This is a genomic window from Mesonia oceanica, from assembly GCF_902499555.1.
GTDB classification, from domain to species: domain Bacteria; phylum Bacteroidota; class Bacteroidia; order Flavobacteriales; family Flavobacteriaceae; genus Mesonia; species Mesonia oceanica.
In genome coordinates, this window is the sequence record NZ_CABVMM010000010.1 from 1 (window position 1) to 16,759 (window position 16,759).

At 34.4% G+C, this 16,759-nt stretch carries 13 protein-coding genes and 1 pseudogene; 5 read left to right on the forward strand and 9 right to left on the reverse strand.

Annotated elements, in window-relative coordinates:
• The 6 genes from FVB9532_RS12590 to FVB9532_RS12615 form a co-directional block, all read right to left on the reverse strand.
• A partial coding sequence (locus tag FVB9532_RS12590) for a hypothetical protein (protein WP_150545537.1) occupies positions 1–201 on the reverse strand: 201 nt, incomplete at its 3' end.
• The gene (locus FVB9532_RS12595) at positions 177–485 is read right to left on the reverse strand and encodes a hypothetical protein (RefSeq protein ID WP_150545538.1); all 309 of its coding nucleotides are present in this window, start codon (positions 483–485) and stop codon (positions 177–179) included. The genes FVB9532_RS12595 and FVB9532_RS12590, both read right to left, overlap by 25 nt.
• A 79-nt stretch (positions 486–564) precedes the next feature.
• On the reverse strand, positions 565–1,284 hold the full coding sequence (locus FVB9532_RS12600; protein WP_150545539.1) for a hypothetical protein: 720 nt from the start codon (positions 1,282–1,284) through the stop codon (positions 565–567).
• 4 nt (positions 1,285–1,288) lie between these two features.
• The gene (locus FVB9532_RS12605; protein WP_150545540.1) at positions 1,289–3,394 is read right to left on the reverse strand and encodes a hypothetical protein; all 2,106 of its coding nucleotides are present in this window, start codon (positions 3,392–3,394) and stop codon (positions 1,289–1,291) included.
• Positions 3,395–3,430: 36 nt separating this feature from the next.
• Positions 3,431–3,832, reverse strand: coding sequence for a nucleotidyltransferase domain-containing protein (locus tag FVB9532_RS12610; protein WP_150545541.1), 402 nt, complete (start codon positions 3,830–3,832; stop codon positions 3,431–3,433).
• Positions 3,829–7,752, reverse strand: coding sequence for a hypothetical protein (locus tag FVB9532_RS12615; protein ID WP_150545542.1), 3,924 nt, complete (start codon positions 7,750–7,752; stop codon positions 3,829–3,831). The genes FVB9532_RS12610 and FVB9532_RS12615 overlap by 4 nt, the downstream gene beginning before the upstream one ends.
• Positions 7,753–8,288: 536 nt before the next feature.
• Between FVB9532_RS12615 and FVB9532_RS19760 the strand changes: the two are divergent.
• A pseudogene (locus FVB9532_RS19760) lies at positions 8,289–8,378 on the forward strand (Ohr subfamily peroxiredoxin); the annotation flags it as partial.
• Between the two features lie 103 nt (positions 8,379–8,481).
• Here FVB9532_RS19760 and FVB9532_RS12625 read toward each other — a convergent pair.
• Complete coding sequence (locus FVB9532_RS12625) at positions 8,482–9,066, reverse strand: DUF2911 domain-containing protein (RefSeq protein ID WP_150545543.1); 585 nt, start codon at positions 9,064–9,066, stop codon at positions 8,482–8,484.
• A gap of 98 nt (positions 9,067–9,164) precedes the next feature.
• Here FVB9532_RS12625 and FVB9532_RS12630 point away from each other — a divergent pair, with 98 nt between their 5' ends.
• The 4 genes from FVB9532_RS12630 to FVB9532_RS12645 all read left to right on the forward strand — a co-directional run bounded on the left by FVB9532_RS12630 (position 9,165) and on the right by FVB9532_RS12645 (position 12,683).
• Complete coding sequence (locus tag FVB9532_RS12630; protein ID WP_228482338.1) at positions 9,165–9,710, forward strand: RNA polymerase sigma factor; 546 nt, start codon at positions 9,165–9,167, stop codon at positions 9,708–9,710.
• Entirely contained in the window at positions 9,694–10,302 is a 609-nt protein-coding gene (locus tag FVB9532_RS12635) for a hypothetical protein (RefSeq protein ID WP_150545544.1), read from the forward strand. Before FVB9532_RS12630 ends, FVB9532_RS12635 begins: the two co-directional genes overlap by 17 nt.
• A 12-nt stretch (positions 10,303–10,314) precedes the next feature.
• Positions 10,315–11,784, forward strand: coding sequence for a hypothetical protein (locus FVB9532_RS12640; RefSeq protein WP_150545545.1), 1,470 nt, complete (start codon positions 10,315–10,317; stop codon positions 11,782–11,784).
• 218 nt (positions 11,785–12,002) lie between these two features.
• Positions 12,003–12,683: a peptidoglycan DD-metalloendopeptidase family protein gene (locus FVB9532_RS12645; RefSeq protein WP_150545546.1), complete on the forward strand. Its 681-nt coding sequence runs from the start codon at positions 12,003–12,005 to the stop codon at positions 12,681–12,683.
• Here FVB9532_RS12645 and FVB9532_RS12650 read toward each other — a convergent pair.
• The gene (locus tag FVB9532_RS12650; protein WP_150545547.1) at positions 12,673–13,164 is read right to left on the reverse strand and encodes a DUF4199 domain-containing protein; all 492 of its coding nucleotides are present in this window, start codon (positions 13,162–13,164) and stop codon (positions 12,673–12,675) included. The genes FVB9532_RS12645 and FVB9532_RS12650 overlap by 11 nt on opposite strands.
• A gap of 199 nt (positions 13,165–13,363) precedes the next feature.
• The gene (secA, locus tag FVB9532_RS12655) at positions 13,364–16,720 is read right to left on the reverse strand and encodes a preprotein translocase subunit SecA (protein ID WP_150545548.1); all 3,357 of its coding nucleotides are present in this window, start codon (positions 16,718–16,720) and stop codon (positions 13,364–13,366) included.
• Positions 16,721–16,759: the final 39 nt, after the last annotated feature.

Sequence of the window (16,759 nt, forward strand, 5' to 3'; positions counted from 1 at the left end):
GCCAAGCTCTAGCTTTTCAATGTATTTTTCTACAAATTCTTCCCATAATGTAATCATCTGGTTTAAATAATCTTTCATTTCACTTAAAGTATTGTAGCCAAAAGTATTACTAACTTTTTCTGCTTTAGCTTCATTGTATGGTAAGTAATCTAATGCTGCTGCAACAGGACTCAAGTCTACATTCTGTAATATTTGATCCATATATATATATATATATATACATAGAAAAGCAAAAAAGCACTAGTTGTTTTATGAATTTCTAAAACAAATTCATATTTATTATATTTTTTAGTAATAGTGTAATATGCTCCTCCTTCATGTTTTAATTGATATTGAGTATCAACCATTGCCATAAATGTCTTTTTATCGCATTTTAAAATTTTATCTGAATTATTCTTTATAAATTTTAACTCAATATTGAGATATCTATCTATGAAGTCCATTTCTGTTAAAATGTTCTTTTCAAATTCCCTTATTCCTTCCATTATTTTATTCTTTTTCAAAAAAAAGTTAATAGATGTTGGTAGATTTATCTTTATCTAGGTTTCTTCAAAAAATAAAGCCCTAATAAATAGGGCTTACATTTTCTTTAAGGTATTTAATTACAATATTAGTTTTATTACTTAAATCATTTTTATCTATTTTTGTCACACCAAACTTCTCAGCTTTTTTATCTCTTAGTGAGTATATTTTTTCGAGAAATACATTGAAATCTTCTTCTTGTTTAGATAGCCTAGCAATAATTAGTCTTCTATAGCCAAAATAAGTGCCAAAGGAAAAAGGTTTGAAATTACCACTATCATCCTCCCATAAATTTTCTTCTTGTCCATTAATTCTTTTATCTATTTCACGTAAATCATCAAACAAATCATAGGTAGGAAGAACTTCGTTTTTAATAAAACCCATTAGGATTTTGATACTTTCCTTAACTCCTTTTTCATTATCTCTATTTTTAACCTCCATTAATTCAAGCTTTCTTTTGCTTCTATTACCGAAATAACTTATTGTCCAAGTATCATTTGAAAGTTTTAAGTTCATATTATGTTTTTCATTAATCTCCCAGAGTATTTCTTCCACTTCATTTAACCTTTTACTTGTACCTATTCCAAAAACTACTTCAGGATAATAATTATAAGTTGAAATACCTAAATCTTCATATCCATTTTCTTTTTTTCTTATATAAATAGCATTGATATTCCTAGTTTTTTTTAAATTAAAATTAAAAGACTCTAATTCTTTATTAGTAACTTCTATAAAAATTCTTTTTGCTTCAGATTGTTTCATATCACTAAAATAATGATTTTGTTGTTATATCAGTAGCTTTCTCAACACCTTTACCTGTAGTTTGTATCCATTTTTCTATATTCACTCTGGCTCCCTGTTCTAAAATTCCTTTGGTTATCGCTGGATCTTTACTGCGAATGCTAAATTCTAACTTGCTTTCTTTTAGCATTTTTTGGAAAACCTTTTGATTATTTGTTAAGGGTGACAAATTAGATAATTTTGTTTCGTTGGCAAAAAGTTTATAGCCAATGATTTCATTATCAAAATCTCTTATTGTTTCAACAAAAGCATCATCAAGAATAACATAAGAATCTTTTATATTTTCTAACTTGGTTCCTTTTTTGGCATACTTTAAGAGTTCTTCTTTTGGTAGATGTAATTGAAGTTGGGTTAACCTTGGCATATCTGCCAATTCTTCTAAAGACTTGCCCATTTTTTTGGCAAGTTCATCAATATAGTCACCACTTCCCAAAAGAAGCTCTTTCTCTATTCTTTCAGTAACATTATTTTCTAATTTTCTACCAAGCCTAAATCTCTTTATGACTTCAACAAGCTTTCTCTCTTTAATATTATTAGCTGCTTCTAATAATTCATCTAAATGGTTTTCAAACCTAGCTGAGCCAAATTCTTCTATTAACCCATCTATCGCTTTTTCATTGTCTATATGCCTGGCAAGTTTTTTAAGCTTATCAATTTTCCCTAGTGTAGCGGCGCCGTCTATAAACTCATCACCTCTTTTTACGGCTTTTGTTACTAAATCGCTCAACTCATCTAGTTTGCCCATTTTTCCTACAAAACCAACCCCGGCAAACATACTGGCAATAGAGACTGTGGTTTGGCCAGCAAAGTGTTCTTGTCGTTGAGGGTCGTTTAAAATCCCAGTGGCTTGTTCTTTAAAACCATCAATAAGCTTATTAATACCTTCTTTGGTAAATACTTGTAAAAAAGCTTCTCTTTTTTCCTCGTCACTGGCAATTTCATAAACAGATTTACAGGCGAGGGGTATTCCTACAATTTCGTCTACCAGTCCATCGGTAGCCCCTCCCAGCACGGGTTCTAGGTGCATGTAGTTAGGCCATTGGTTATATTCTTTTGCATCTTCTTTGGTAGAGTGCCATACTCCACGGTTAATAGTCCCTTCTGCCCATATATGTTGGGTTATTTTTTGAGTGGCTTGAAAGGCTTCTAAATAATTGCCCACACCATCGTCCCACCAAGTTCTTACTTCTCTTAAGAATTTATCACCAAAACTTAATTGGGCTTCTTCAGATTGTAAATAAGCAATTACTTCCTGCCGTAGGTCTTTCACCTGTATTTTTAGGCCTCTGGCATTTGCTTCTTCTTGCCATTTTTTTTCGTAATCCTTAAGGTATTCTGGGCTTATTTTATGGTTGATTTTTATACTTCCGTCAGCAAATAAGGTGATATCCAGTAGAAGGTCATTTGTCTTTTTTTGAAGATTTCTCCTAATTGTTTGTTCGGCAATGGTTTGTTGGTTGGCATCTACCAATTTTAAAGATATGGCCAGATCTACTTCACTATAAAATTCTTTTAATAGTTGCTCGTTTAATTGTATAGATAGCTTGTTGAAGTGTTCTAAAAGCAAATTATTTTTAGTAGCCGGGCAATCTTTAAATTCGTTGTATATCTGTTGGTATTCAGCATCATTTAAAAACCTACTGCCCAATAGTAAATTGTCTGCCAAATGGGTGGTAAAACCATTATCAATAGTTCTGTCACATAAAACCCATTCGCTTTTTTGTTTGTAAACTAAAAAATAAATGCTTTGTTGTAGGTAATTTAATTCTTGAATATTTGCAATGAAATCTTCTCCTGTATTAAAAGGTGCATAAGTACCTTGATTAGAAGCAATACTTTGCGTTTTAATATAGAGTTTTTCATCTTTGATGATTCCATGAATCCTGATAATGATAGGGATTCCATCAATAGTAGAGGTATTGGAGTAGATGAATTCTTGAATATCTTGCTTTATGAGATACTCCAGTAGTATTTTTTTCCATTTGGGTTGGTTAAAAATACTCTGCTCGCCAAACGGACTACTATCTGCCAGCTCTTTATGTATTTTGTCGAAGGGGCTTTGATACCCCATTTTATTATTTAGGCTCATAAGCTATTGTAAAAATAATTAGCAGTTGTTGGTAAGGTATTTAGATGTCTTATCTTCTCCTGATTCTTTTTCAAAATCCTTTATGTTCAGCTTGTTATTAGGAAACAGTTCGACACAACTCGTATAATTATTTAGGAATTTTTTTCCTTTTTCTTCTGTATTAATCATTAGGTCTATATGATAGTTCTTTTCATGAGTCCATATCCTTGTATTGACAATGGGAAAAGCTGTAACTATATAAATATCCCAGTCCTTACCTTCTAAAGATTTCCATTCATCAGTAGGAGTTCTTCCTCGACTACCAAAAAGGTATATTTTTTTTACAGGGGTAATCTTTTCAATATGTTGTTTTAATTCACCCAATATATATGGCAGCACTTGCTCGTGCTGCCATATTTTGTTGAAACTTATCTTACTCATATTAAAAAGCGGTTAATAGATAGGGAAGTATTCATATCATCTAGATCTAATGGAGAATTACTAGCATCTAGTAATCTTCTTATATGATATGGGTTTTCAATTATAAACCTTATTTCACTATTTTCTATGATAACTTGGAGATCATCAAGCTCAGGATCATAACCAGTCACATTTATAGTCTTTTTAAAAGTAAATACAGGTGTTTTATTAACATCGATTCTAAACCTTATCGCATCATGAAGCTCTATTTCTTCTTCTTTGTATGAAACTTGATTGGCTTTGACGCCTATGATTAGTGAGAGCTTTTCTGCTAATTTTTCAAAAATTACTTTAGAGCTTGTATAAGCATCCCAAGATGCATCCCGATGAATTTCTAGAATTTGGCCTTCACATTCATATATTCGAGGGAAGGAAGAATCAGTGTCATAAGCCCCCACAGTAATATATTCTTTTCTTTTTCCTCCTTCTAGAGCTCTATAAGTAAATTCAATCCAGCGTTCGTTATCTGAATTCAATAAATTATTGGTTTGTGCAATGGGATTACTACCATTACCGCCACATTCCGGGTTACAAGGAAGTCCCCCTACATTTAAGCCAATAGTACCGGCTTGGATAACCGTAAGAGCAGTAGGTACACGAGTTTCCCAAGTTTCTTCTACTACGCTTTCGGGTTTCTGGATTTCATCTACTATGGAAATATAATTTTCATCACCTATGGTAGGTACTTGACCGCCATTCCATATTTGGCCGGTAGCCATAAACCAGTTAACAGCTTCTTCAAAACCAGGTTTTACGCTAACAACAGCTCTTGCCATCCCACTTTGTAAAAATGCCCTAAATAGGGGATCGTTATTTTCTACTTGGTATTTTTCTACCCAGGTATTTTTATTGGCCCAATAGAATGGGTAAAAGTGATAACTAAGAATATCCCACTCAAAGGCTTGTTCAAAAAATTTAACTTTCGCTGCATATTGGTTTAAAGATTCATTTTGGATGGGTCTAACGGTAGTGGCATTATTTTTTCCGACCAATAGATCTCTTCCCATTTCATGATGGCCAATTAAATAAGCAATACAGTTTTTACGTAATATATCCTTTTCAATTTTTCTATAGAAGCCTGGATTGGCTTTAAAGTCTTCATGATTATTTTCTAAAGCTTTGCGTTCTTCTTCAAATTGCCTCAGTTTTTCATCATAATCTGATTTTGCTTCTTCATAAGCTTTGATAATAGCATTAAAAGTTTTTAAGCGCCAAGCTTCTTTTGCTTCTTCTGTGAGCTTACATGTTATGGTGAAGTTAATGTTTCCACTATGATGACCTAAACATGAGTAGGATACAGGAACTTTAGTGGTATCGTTAATATTAGTGGCAATAAGTATATCAGTGGATAGGGGATTTTGATAATATTTTTTGTAATTATTTATAGAAAGAAACCCTCCACTACCAGCTTCATTGGCAAATGCTATATTCCCATATCCTTTGGTAGCCATATAGCCTTCTGGAATATCAATGTCTGCATTACCCGCAGCTATTTCGTCCCATTCCGCTTCCATTGTTTCAGAGGTAGTAAAAGAGAAGGATTTTCCCACTTTTATTTGTGATTTAGGTTTTCCTTCAATTTCTACATTATAAATACTTGCCCAATATTTATAATTGGTATCTATTCGGTAACTATTAAGCGTCATTTTGTTGTCCTCGTCCTTTCTTGGGTCAACGGGTTCTACAAGTAAACTATCATCTCTATCCATTTCGATCTTGGCAGCAAGCTTATGGAAGGAAGCAGGTTCAGGAATCATGAATTCATACATGAGGCGTTTACCATAATTATGTATCCTGTTTTTATAGACCTTATCTACCCAACGGTAAACCCCGGAAACATGTTGATCGCCTTCCCGGTTATCATAACCATGCTTAGCGGTTTCTTCATATTCTTCAATAATTTTTTGAATACGCTCTTCTTTTACTCGTTGTACTACACGGTCTAATGCATGTTCAGTAAGTTCTTTAGCATGGGTTACTGCTTGATGATTTGAAGTTTCACTGGCTGTGTTATTGGCATAAGAAGCATCTGCATAAGCTCTTATTTTTGCATATTCGGCACTCATCCCTGCATTGATAGCTTTAGAAGTGTCTTCTGCTTCTAGGTGAGACATTTCTTGGTTCATTTCAAAGCGTTCGGTACTTGTGGTTTCATTAAGGCTTTCCCGTTCGTTTTCTGTACTGGTGGTCGTGGTGTCTTCTTTTCTTCGTAGCCTTCGGGTTTGTTTCTCTTTAAATTCCCGGGCCATAATATTTTCAATATGGCTTACTTCCCCCGGCACATAACAGCATACTTCTTGTTCTACCTTTCTGTAATCTGCGATTCCTAAACGTTGTACCCCATAAAATTCCGGTGCTTCAATAGCGTTTTCCTCATGGTCTTCCCATTTAATGGGTAAAGTAGTACAGCCGTCTACTTTACCGTTGAACTCATGCTTAAAACTAAAATATTCACCATTAGAAAAGCTTACGGTAGCTTCAAAATGAGAAGCTTCTTTTACAATGGTTACTTTATTGTTGTTGAATAATTTGATGGAGAGGATATGGGCCCATTGCCCTAAGTAAGATTGTACTTGATAATAACCATTTGTGTTTGAGGTTCCATCAGCAAAACCTAACGTATAGAGAAGACTATCAACTTTATAAGTGTCGTTGGGTACCCCTATTTTTAGAAAAACACGATATTCATTTATACTTCTAAAAACTTTTTGAAAACAAAGTTGAAAATTTCCGGGTTTAGGATTACTGTAAACCGTATCTAGCAATATTCCTTTATAGTTAATTTTCTTTTTAAGTTTTGGGCTATTATCTAAAAGAACTTTATCGGCTTCCTCAACTTCTTTTTCTAAATGTTCAGTAATCCCCTGAAATTTTTGAAAATTATATTCTTTTTTTAAGTTTTCAACCTTTTCAACAGTATCTTGGGAAATTTCACTGGGTATCCGCGCTTTATCGAATTCTAGTTCAGGCCGAGGTTTAAAGTTGTATGTTGGGAGGTTGAGGTTTTGGTATTCTTTGACTACCGTAGTCTTTCCTGTCTCTTTATCTTCTACTACTCGCTCAACAATTTCAGCATCTTTATAAGCTTGCTCTACAGCAGCATTATACTCTTCATCGTACTGTTCCTTTTCTTGGTTGTTTATTCGTTGGCTAATGCCTACTAAGGCTTCTATTTCCTTTTGTTGAACACGTATATCTTCTATTTTATTCTTTGCCTGAAAGAAATTTCCCGCTCTTGTGAGATCGTTTAGATAAGGGTCTAATTTTGCTTTATTACTACTGTCCTGTCTGGTTAAAGGAGATGAGTTTAAATCTAAAATGATCCTCGCTTGTGCAATTCGTCTAGTTTCTGCATCCTCTAGAGTTTCTTTTGTAATTACCTTGTTATAAAAGTCATTTGCCACTAAAATAGAAATAATGGCATCTCTAATTTCGGGATCTTTTTGTACATACACATAATAATGAAGATCGTTCCATAAATCTTGGAGGACTGTTTGGTCAATACCTTCACTAAATTTTCTAACACTGCTAAAAGCAGCTTTTGCTTGACTGAAACTAAGGGTGGCCCTATGTTTGGATAGCCAAATGGCAAAATCATAAAAAGTACCAAAGCTTGTTTTTAGCTCTTTTAAGCTGCTGAATACTGAATTATAGGAGGATGCTTGTTCTTTTAATTGTGTATCTAAAATGGCGAGTCCCTTAAATGTACTGTTTACCCCCGTTGGACGTTGAACAAAATACTTTTCTTTATCGGTTTCATTAATACGTTCAGGAGCCCTCATCGTAATAAATCGATAGAGGGTGTTTTTTACATTTTGTTGCATGATTAAATGATTATTAGGTTTATAAATATGATTAACAGTACTTTTTATAAAAACCATTTGTTTCAAGCACTTTTTTAAAGCTATCTTTCAAACAGATATTAACCCAACTTTTAATTCTTAAACATAAAATAGTTGGTTCAACACAGGCTTTAACTATGTTGATTAATCTGGGCAAATAATTTTATTGCCTAAAAACAAATAGAATGCTTTGCTCACGGTTTATGCTATAGATGTGGAGTGATAAAACATATTTTTACAACTTAACAGATAAGTTTTTTAATATGTAGTATAAATTTCTATGCCGTTGAACAAAAGCTTTTGTGTGGGGATAAAAACTTTCTAATTAACTCTTAGAGTTTTCAATTTTGTTGTTACAAATTTTTGAAAGTAGTAACATACTTTTTTAAATAATTTCAGAATATGAAATTAATTAACCTTTCATTTATTTGAAACAGTTTTTTATTAATTTTTGGTTATTCTAAAATTATCTTTGTGTAATTATTAAAAGAAAAATTATTTTTTTATATCAAATAAACTATAAGTGAAAATTTTTTTTAATTGATAAATTGGAGTTGTGTGGAGATAATTTAAACCTTGTGAACAAAGCTCACGAAGTTTGCCCATATGCTAGAGCAACACGGGACAATATTGATGTCACCCTTAACTTATTGTTAGAAGAATAACATCAAAATTTTCGTGATTCCGAACTTTCCTGCTTGCGAGCAAGGCTTAACAGTGAATGTCATACCGGAATCAATAAAAATTTACCAATAAAAAACCTGAAGTTTAGGCTTCAGGTTTTTTTGTAGGATTGGCTTCTTTAAAAGGAATGGCGATAACAGTTTGATCCCAAGCGAGGAACATCACGTTTAAATTTTGTTGATCATCAAAATAAATAGTGAACTGTTCAATAGGAGAAAGGTTTTTGTTGACCGGTACTTCCAGAGTTAATACATCATATTCAGGATCGCGGGCTGCTTCTTTAGTTGTTAGATCGATCCCCCAAGTGTACATTTTTTCATTAAAGATAACTTTCCAAGAATCAGGATTAGGAATAGTCCATAAAGTGTAGGTTCCAGATTTTAATAAAGTACCATCTATCAAAATATCTTTATTAACTTCAAAAGTAGTAGCTTCGTTGGCTCCCGTTCTCCATACTTCTCCATAAGGTACTAGGTCTCCAAAAATATCCCTTCCTTTTTTGTAAGGGCGATTGTAAAATACTTTTACTTTTAAACTTCCTTTCTGATAGTATACGGTATCTTCTGGACTGTAAGATTTAGTTTCGCCTTTCCAGATGTAAAAACCTAAAGCCCCGCCAAGAACCAATACCATTAAAATGATGATAGTCCATTTTATCTTTTTCCTCATTGCAAAAATTATTTTCAGCTAAAATTAAATAATAATTTTGCAACACTGTCTATTTTAAGATGTCTTTATAAATGAATAGTAACTAACCAACCGCTATTGTGTTACAAACAGAACTCATAGAAGCTTGCAAGCAAAACGACAGGAAAGCCCAAATGAAGCTTTACAATAAGTATTGTGATGGGATGTACTACGTTGCCTTACGGTTTCTAAAGAATACTCATGATGCCGAAGAAGCGATGCAAGAAGGTTTTATACAAGCCTTTTTGAAAATGCATCAATTCACCGGGGAAGTCACTTTTGGAGCTTGGCTAAAGCGTATCGTTATCAATAAAAGTATTGATATGCTGAAAGCGAAAAAGATGAATTTTACGGCTATTAATGAGCAGACTTTAGGAACGGTAGAAGAAGATGATAACTGGTCTATCCACGATGAAATTACGATAGACTTAGTGAAAGAGGAAATAGAACAGCTGCCGGAAAACTATAGGTATCCCGTCATGCTGTTTTTAATAGAAGGTTACGATCATCAAGAAATTTCGGAAATATTGGATATCACTCCAGTTAGTTCACGGACTTTGGTGCATCGCGGAAAAAAGAAATTGCAGAAAAAGTTAAAAACCTATTACCATGGCACAGGATCTTAGAGACCTATTTAGAGAAGAAAGAAAAAAAGTGCAACGACCCGATATGCTGAAAGGGCATGCTCAAAGATTTGAAAATTTATTGGAACAGCGTTTGCCAAAAGAAGAAAAGCCAGCAAAGCAGCATAAGTTTTTCTTTATGAAGATTGCTGCGGTACTAGTGGTGGCCGTAAGTATAGGTTGGTTTTTGTACCAAAGTGGTCGAAGTTCAGTAGAAAATGCTGTCGTGAATACACAGCAGTCAACAGAAAATCAAGTTGAGAAAGAAACTAACAGGTATTTAAGTGATATTTCTCCTGAATACAAACAAATAGAAGACTATTACTTGGCCAGTATTAATGCTGAGTTGTCTCAATTAACCGTAACTCCTGAAAACAAAGAGTTAATCGATTCTTTTATGAATCAGTTAGCGCAATTGGATAAAGAATATCAACGCTTAAATGCTGAAATAGAAGAAAATGGAATTGATGAGCAAACTGTAAGTATATTGATTAATAATTTGGAACTAAGGTTAGAGCTGTTGTACAAGTTGAAAGACAAATTAAAACAAATGAAAAAAGATTCTTTGCAGGAAATGCAAGGAGCACAAGCTTAAAAAATGATGAACATGAAAAAGTATATAATACAAACTCTCTTTTTGCTGGCGGCTGTTCTAGTGGTTCAGGTGGAAGCAAAAGCTCAAAATGAGGTGAGTAAAAAGGAAGAATCCTTCAACGTAGATGAAGATGTTCTTATAGATTTAAACACCAAGCGTACACAAGTAATATTTGAAACTTGGAACCGTGATGAAGTAGAGGTAAAAGCAAAAATAACATCAGACGAATTGTCTGAAGAAGAGTTGAAAAACTTATCAGAAGCTTGGCAGCTAGATGTTATGGGTAACAGTCGTAAAATTTCGATAGCCTCCAATGGGAATGATGCCGGTTTTGGGAATTTAACGATTAAAGGGAATGCCATTAGTTCGGTTAATAAGGAAATGATTCAGCCATTAATGGAAAATATGATAGGGCCTTTTTTACAGCAAATGTCCAATCATCCTTTACCTCCAGAGATGATGGAAAGTTTAAGTAGCCTAAAATTTGATTATGCTGCTTATCAAGATGAAGGAGAGGCCTACGTAGAGCGTTATGAAAAACAAGTAGAAAATAAGTTTGGTAAAAACTTTGAAAAGGCCATGGAAAAATGGGGGAAGAATTTTGAAAAAGATGCTGAAGTTTGGGCAGAGCAGCTCGAACGAAAGATGAAGGCTATGGAAAAGAGCGGAGAGATGCAAAAGCATCAACAAGCCGTAGAACAGCAGATGCAAGAATGGGGAGAGAGCTTTGGTAAACAAATGGAAGCTTGGGCAAGTCAATTTGGAGGAGGAGATCAAGGAAACATGACCAAGACCGTTACTACCACACCCAATGGCCAAAGGGTAATTGTCCATTATTCCAATTCAGGAAATATGCCTAAATCTATAAATACGGAAGAAAAAGTAAAACGTTTGTTAGTCATCAAAATACCTAAACAAGCAAGGATTCAGTTAAACGTGAGGTATGGAAAACTTAGTCTTGAAGATGAAGTAAACAACGTAAAGGGAAGCATTGCCCACGCAGATTTTTCAGCGAAAAGCATTCAAGGAAAAGATACTCATTTAAGTATAGCCTATTCTCCTATAGAAATAGAAAATTGGGGACATGGATCCTTACAGATGAGTTATGTAAAAGATTGTCAAATTAATAATGCAAAAAGTATAAAGCTATCTTCTAATGCTAGTGATGTAGTAATTGATGAGCTAGAGGAAACCGGAATTATCTCAGGTTCCTTTGGGGAGTTAACCATACAAAATACCGGGAAAAACTTTAAGCGTCTCGACATTAGTTTGGAGAATAGTGATTTAGTATTGCAGTTACCTGATTCTTCTTTTAATTTCACCTATAATGGTTCAAGAAGCGAGGTGAAATATCCTGAAAAATTAAAAGCTAATGTGATGGATAGCTATGGTAATCAATTAATAAACGGTTATCATAAATCTAGAAATACCGATAGCAGTATTAACATCAATGCTAGGTTTAGTGATGTACTTATTAAATAAAACAGGAGATAATTAATTGTTTGGTTTTAGATTGAGTTAAGGTGTATCTACCTTCCTGTTTAATGAAAATGTTTTGCTCAACTTGAGCAAAACATTTTTTGTTTTAACGTGAGTTTGGTTGAAGAATACCTCTTAGGTTGATTGAAACAAAATTTTTATATAGAGCTTAAGTTCTTTAAAATAGTTTACAATCTTTACTTTTACAAAAATTAACTCGAATGATTTTTACTGAATATTTAGCGCAGCTTACTTCCCATTTTACTGCTATTGTTGGGGATTTTCAACCACAAGATTATTTAGCCTTAGACCTTTCGGTGGAAAATAAAGAATTAAAAAAAATAAACCTTAGTTCTCCCGAAGCGATGCAAAATTACATTCAGCTGCAACTCGATCATTCGGCTAAAAAAGTTGCTTTTGGAGGGTATTTAGAAAAAAGGAATCTTTATAAAAGAAGTGAACATTTTAGTTCCTTAAGCGCAGAAGACAGAAACATACATATAGGACTGGATATTTGGGCGCCTGCTTCAACTTCAATTCAATCTCCTTTGGATGGAAAAATTCATAGTTTTCAAAACAATACTAATTTTGGGGATTACGGGCCTACTATTATTTTAGAGCACTATTTTCAAGGAATACAATTTTATACGTTGTATGGTCATTTAAGTTTAGGTTCTCTTGAAGGTCTAGAAGTGGGGCAGCAGGTGGAAGGAGGTCAGAGAATAGCCGATTTAGGAGGACCGGAAATAAATGGGGATTATGCACCGCATTTACATTTTCAGGTCATTAAAAATATACAAGAAAAGACCGGTGACTACCCTGGGGTTTGTAGCAAAAATAATTTAGTTTTTTATGCTGAAAATTGCCCAGACCCTAATGTTTTGTTGAAAATTATGCTTTAGGTTTTTTCTTTATAAAAGCTGCAACAATAGCAGAAGTGACAATTCCCATGGCTAAGTTAAAGACAACAGCATCAATTATAGTCGCTTTTAAATTATAGACTTCTTTAGCTTTTTCTAGAGAGATAACTCCACGATCAGAAAGTTTTAAGGCAGCATCAGTAAAGTAATTGGGAGAAATGTAATTGATAAATATGGCTTGAATAAGCGGGGTTAGTAAACAAATGATAATAGAAATAATACTTCCGGAAATAACCCCTTGTTCCCAAGTGATAAAACCGTTATAATACTTTTTCTTTTTTTCGAGTAAAGCAAAGCTTATGATGATGATGAAAAATAAAGGGATGATTAGCAAGTTGGTGTAAATCTGATGTTTAGAAATTTGGTCAGTATGCCAGCCCATATTTTTTTCTACATACATCCATAGCAAGGTGAAAATGCTAAAAATTATTCCCCATTTAAATTCTATCTGAAAGTTTTTCATAAAGCTATTGTCTAAACCGAACCGCTAAATTAACAAAAGCTAGCTAATTTTAGGTAGTCAAAAATCTTTCTTTTGGAAGTTCAGTCTCAAGCTGAATTTCAATTTTAACTTCAAAATATTCTTCTCTTTCTAGTAGTGAAAACAAAAATCCCAAACAGTAACGTTTGGGATTTTTTAAGGGATATAAATTATTTTTCTATTAATGCTGGCTAAGCACCCACTGTCCACTTTCGATGAGTGGTATTGCTTGTTTATATTTTACCGTTTTAGATTCACCATTCGCAACGTTTTTAATAGTTACTTTATCATTACGACCAATTTTTGGTTGGTTTCTCGTAATTGTTTCAGTTACCTGTGGACGTTGTTGAGCTTGAGTTTGACTGGCTGCTCTTGATTGTGCGGCACGCTCATCGATATTCGGGATTTCTTCTTTGGAAGTTTCTACCCTTTCTCTTGGAGCTTCTCTAGCTTCTTGAATATTGTTTTGTTGTTGCGGAATTTCACCTTTGTACAAGAATGAAATCACATCTTTATTCACTTCATCTAACATCACCTTAAATAATTCAAAAGCTTCAAACTTATAAATTAATAAAGGATCTTTTTGTTCGTGTACCGCTAACTGAACACTTTGCTTCAACTCATCCATTTTTCTTAAATGCGTTTTCCAAGCATCATCAATAATGGCTAAAGTAATGTTCTTCTCAAAATCGGTAATTAATTGTTTTCCTTCGGTTTCGTAGGCTTTTTCTAAGTTGGTGGCCACTTGTAGCGTTTTGTTTCCATCAGAAAACGGAACGGCAATACGCTCAAATCGAGAACCTTGCTCTTCATAAACATTTTTAATTACCGGATAAGCCAATTCAGCATTGTGCTTCATTCTCTCTTGGTAATGTTCATAAGCCTTTTTGTAAACCTCGACCGCTAATTTTTGAGGATTCATTTTCTCGAATTCTTGTTCGGTCACCGGAGAATCCATCGAGAAATAACGAATTAATTCGAATTCGAAATTCTTAAAATCGGAGGCTGTTTTATTGGTATCGGTGATGACTTCAGCAATATCAAAAATCATATTGGCAATATCCACTCGTAAACGTTCCCCAAATAGTGCGTGATAACGACGCTTGTAAATTACTTCACGTTGCGCGTTCATGACATCATCATATTCTAGTAATCGCTTACGAACCCCAAAGTTATTTTCTTCTACTTTTTTCTGAGCTCGTTCAATAGATTTTGAAATCATTCCGTGCTGAATCACTTCTCCTTCTTCCAGTCCCATTCTATCCATTAATTTGGCAATTCGTTCTGAGCCAAATAAACGCATTAAATTATCTTCTAATGAAACATAGAATTGAGAACTACCAGGATCTCCTTGACGACCGGAACGACCTCTTAACTGGCGGTCGACTCTACGGGAATCGTGACGTTCAGTACCAATTATCGCTAAACCACCGGCAGCTTTTACTTCTTTACTTAGTTTAATATCGGTACCACGACCCGCCATATTGGTAGCAATGGTAACCATTCCTTTTTGTCCGGCTTGTTCAACAACTTCCGCTTCTTTTTTATGCAGTTTTGCATTCAATACGTTATGCTGAACTTTTCTAATTTGAAGCATTCTACTTAGCAATTCAGAAATTTCAACCGAAGTAGTACCAATAAGTACCGGACGTCCTGCTTGAGAAAGTCGGGTAACTTCCTCGATCACCGCATTATATTTTTCACGCTTGGTTTTATAAACCAAATCTTCTTTATCTTTACGGGCGATAGGTCTATTGGTAGGAATTTCTACCACATCCAATTCATAAATCTCCCAGAATTCTCCTGCTTCTGTTACCGCAGTACCCGTCATCCCAGAAAGTTTATTGTACATTCTAAAGTAGTTTTGAAGGGTAATTGTTGCAAAGGTTTGGGTAGCGTCTTCGATTTTTACCTGTTCCTTAGCTTCAATCGCTTGGTGAAGCCCATCGCTATAACGGCGCCCGTCCATAATACGACCGGTTTGCTCATCTACAATTTTTACCTTATTCTCCATCACCACATATTCCGTATCTTTTTCAAATAGGGTATAGGCTTTTAGTAATTGGCGAAGGGTATGTATACGTTCACTTTTTACACTAAACTCTCGGAAAAGCTCTTCTTTTTTATCGGCTTCTTCTTCTTTCGAAAGACCTTGCTTTTCAATTTTAGAAATTTCCATTCCCATTTCCGGCATCACAAAGAAATTAGGATCTTCTTTTCCAGAAAGGAATTCTACTCCTTTATCGGTAAGGTCTATTTGATTACTTTTTTCTTCAATCGTAAAGTAAAGTTCTGCATCTATCTTATGCATTTCACGATTGTTGTCCTGCATATAATGGTTTTCGGTCTTTTGAAGCAATTGCTTTATTCCTTCTTCACTTAAAAACTTGATTAAAGCCTTGTTTTTTGGAAGACCACGATAAACACGATACAGTAGAAAACCTCCTTCTTTAGTATCTCCGGAAGCGATTAATTTTTTTGCATCGGCTAAAACACCTACTAAATATTTACGTTGTGCTTCTACAATTTTAGAAACTTGTGGTTTTAGCGCATCAAATTCGTGAACATCTCCTTTAGGTACAGGTCCAGAAATAATTAACGGGGTACGTGCATCATCAATTAAAACAGAATCGACCTCATCGACGATGGCGTAGTTATGGGGACGCTGTACCAAATCGTCAGGCGCGTGGCTCATATTATCACGTAGGTAATCAAAGCCAAATTCGTTATTGGTTCCGTAGGTAATATCGGCATTGTAAGCTTTGCGTCGTGCTGCAGAATTAGGTCGGTGGTAGTCGATACAATCTACACTCATCCCATGGAATTGAAAAATAGGCGCCATCCAAGCGCTATCACGTTTGGCTAAGTAATCGTTAACGGTTACTAAATGTACTCCACGTCCCGTTAAGGCATTGAGGTAAACGGGTAGGGTAGCTACTAAGGTTTTTCCTTCCCCGGTATGCATCTCTGCAATTTTTCCTTGGTGCATGGCGACCCCTCCAATGAGCTGCACATCGTAGTGGATCATATCCCAAGTAACTTCTTTTCCGGCAGCGTTCCAAGAGTTTTTCCAAATGGCTTTATCGCCATCTAGACTTACATAATCTTTTTCGGCAGAAATCTCTCTGTCAAACTCATTTGCAGTTACCACTAAGTTTTCGTTATGTACGAATCGCTTAGCAGTTTCTTTTACAACGGCAAAGGCTTCCGGTAAAATTTCATTAAGAATATCTTCAGAGACCGTGTAGGATTCTTCTTTTAAGCCGTCAATCTCAGCGTAAATGTCTTCTTTTTCACTAATATCTTCAGAAGCTTCGGCTTTTTTGCCTAATTCTATGATCTTTTGATCTATTTCTTTAGTAGCTTCTTTAATTTTTTCTTTAAAAGCTACAGTTTTGCTACGCAGTTCATCTAAGGATAGGTTGGTTAACTCTTTTTCTGCGGCTTTAATTTTATCTACTATTGGTTGTATGGCTTTAACATCTTTTTCAGATTTATCGCCTATAAACACTTTTAATACGGAATCTAAGAAACCCATATGGTTTAATTTTATAATTTAATAAAAAGCAAAAAAAAA

Excerpts from the sequence above, each read along its gene's own strand:
- FVB9532_RS12600 (WP_150545539.1), bottom strand. The coding sequence starts at position 1,284 with ATGAAACAATCTGAAGCAAAAAGAATTTTTATAGAAGTTACTAATAAA.
- FVB9532_RS12595 (WP_150545538.1), bottom strand. The coding sequence starts at position 485 with ATGGAAGGAATAAGGGAATTTGAAAAGAACATTTTAACAGAAATGGAC.
- FVB9532_RS12635 (WP_150545544.1), top strand. The coding sequence starts at position 9,694 with ATGGCACAGGATCTTAGAGACCTATTTAGAGAAGAAAGAAAAAAAGTG.
- FVB9532_RS12645 (WP_150545546.1), top strand. The coding sequence starts at position 12,003 with ATGATTTTTACTGAATATTTAGCGCAGCTTACTTCCCATTTTACTGCT.
- FVB9532_RS12605 (WP_150545540.1), bottom strand. The coding sequence starts at position 3,394 with ATGGGGTATCAAAGCCCCTTCGACAAAATACATAAAGAGCTGGCAGAT.
- FVB9532_RS12650 (WP_150545547.1), bottom strand. The coding sequence starts at position 13,164 with ATGAAAAACTTTCAGATAGAATTTAAATGGGGAATAATTTTTAGCATT.
- FVB9532_RS12615 (WP_150545542.1), bottom strand. The coding sequence starts at position 7,752 with ATGGTTTTTATAAAAAGTACTGTTAATCATATTTATAAACCTAATAAT.
- FVB9532_RS12625 (WP_150545543.1), bottom strand. The coding sequence starts at position 9,066 with ATGAGGAAAAAGATAAAATGGACTATCATCATTTTAATGGTATTGGTT.
- FVB9532_RS12640 (WP_150545545.1), top strand. The coding sequence starts at position 10,315 with ATGAAAAAGTATATAATACAAACTCTCTTTTTGCTGGCGGCTGTTCTA.
- FVB9532_RS12610 (WP_150545541.1), bottom strand. The coding sequence starts at position 3,832 with ATGAGTAAGATAAGTTTCAACAAAATATGGCAGCACGAGCAAGTGCTG.
- secA (WP_150545548.1), bottom strand. The coding sequence starts at position 16,720 with ATGGGTTTCTTAGATTCCGTATTAAAAGTGTTTATAGGCGATAAATCT.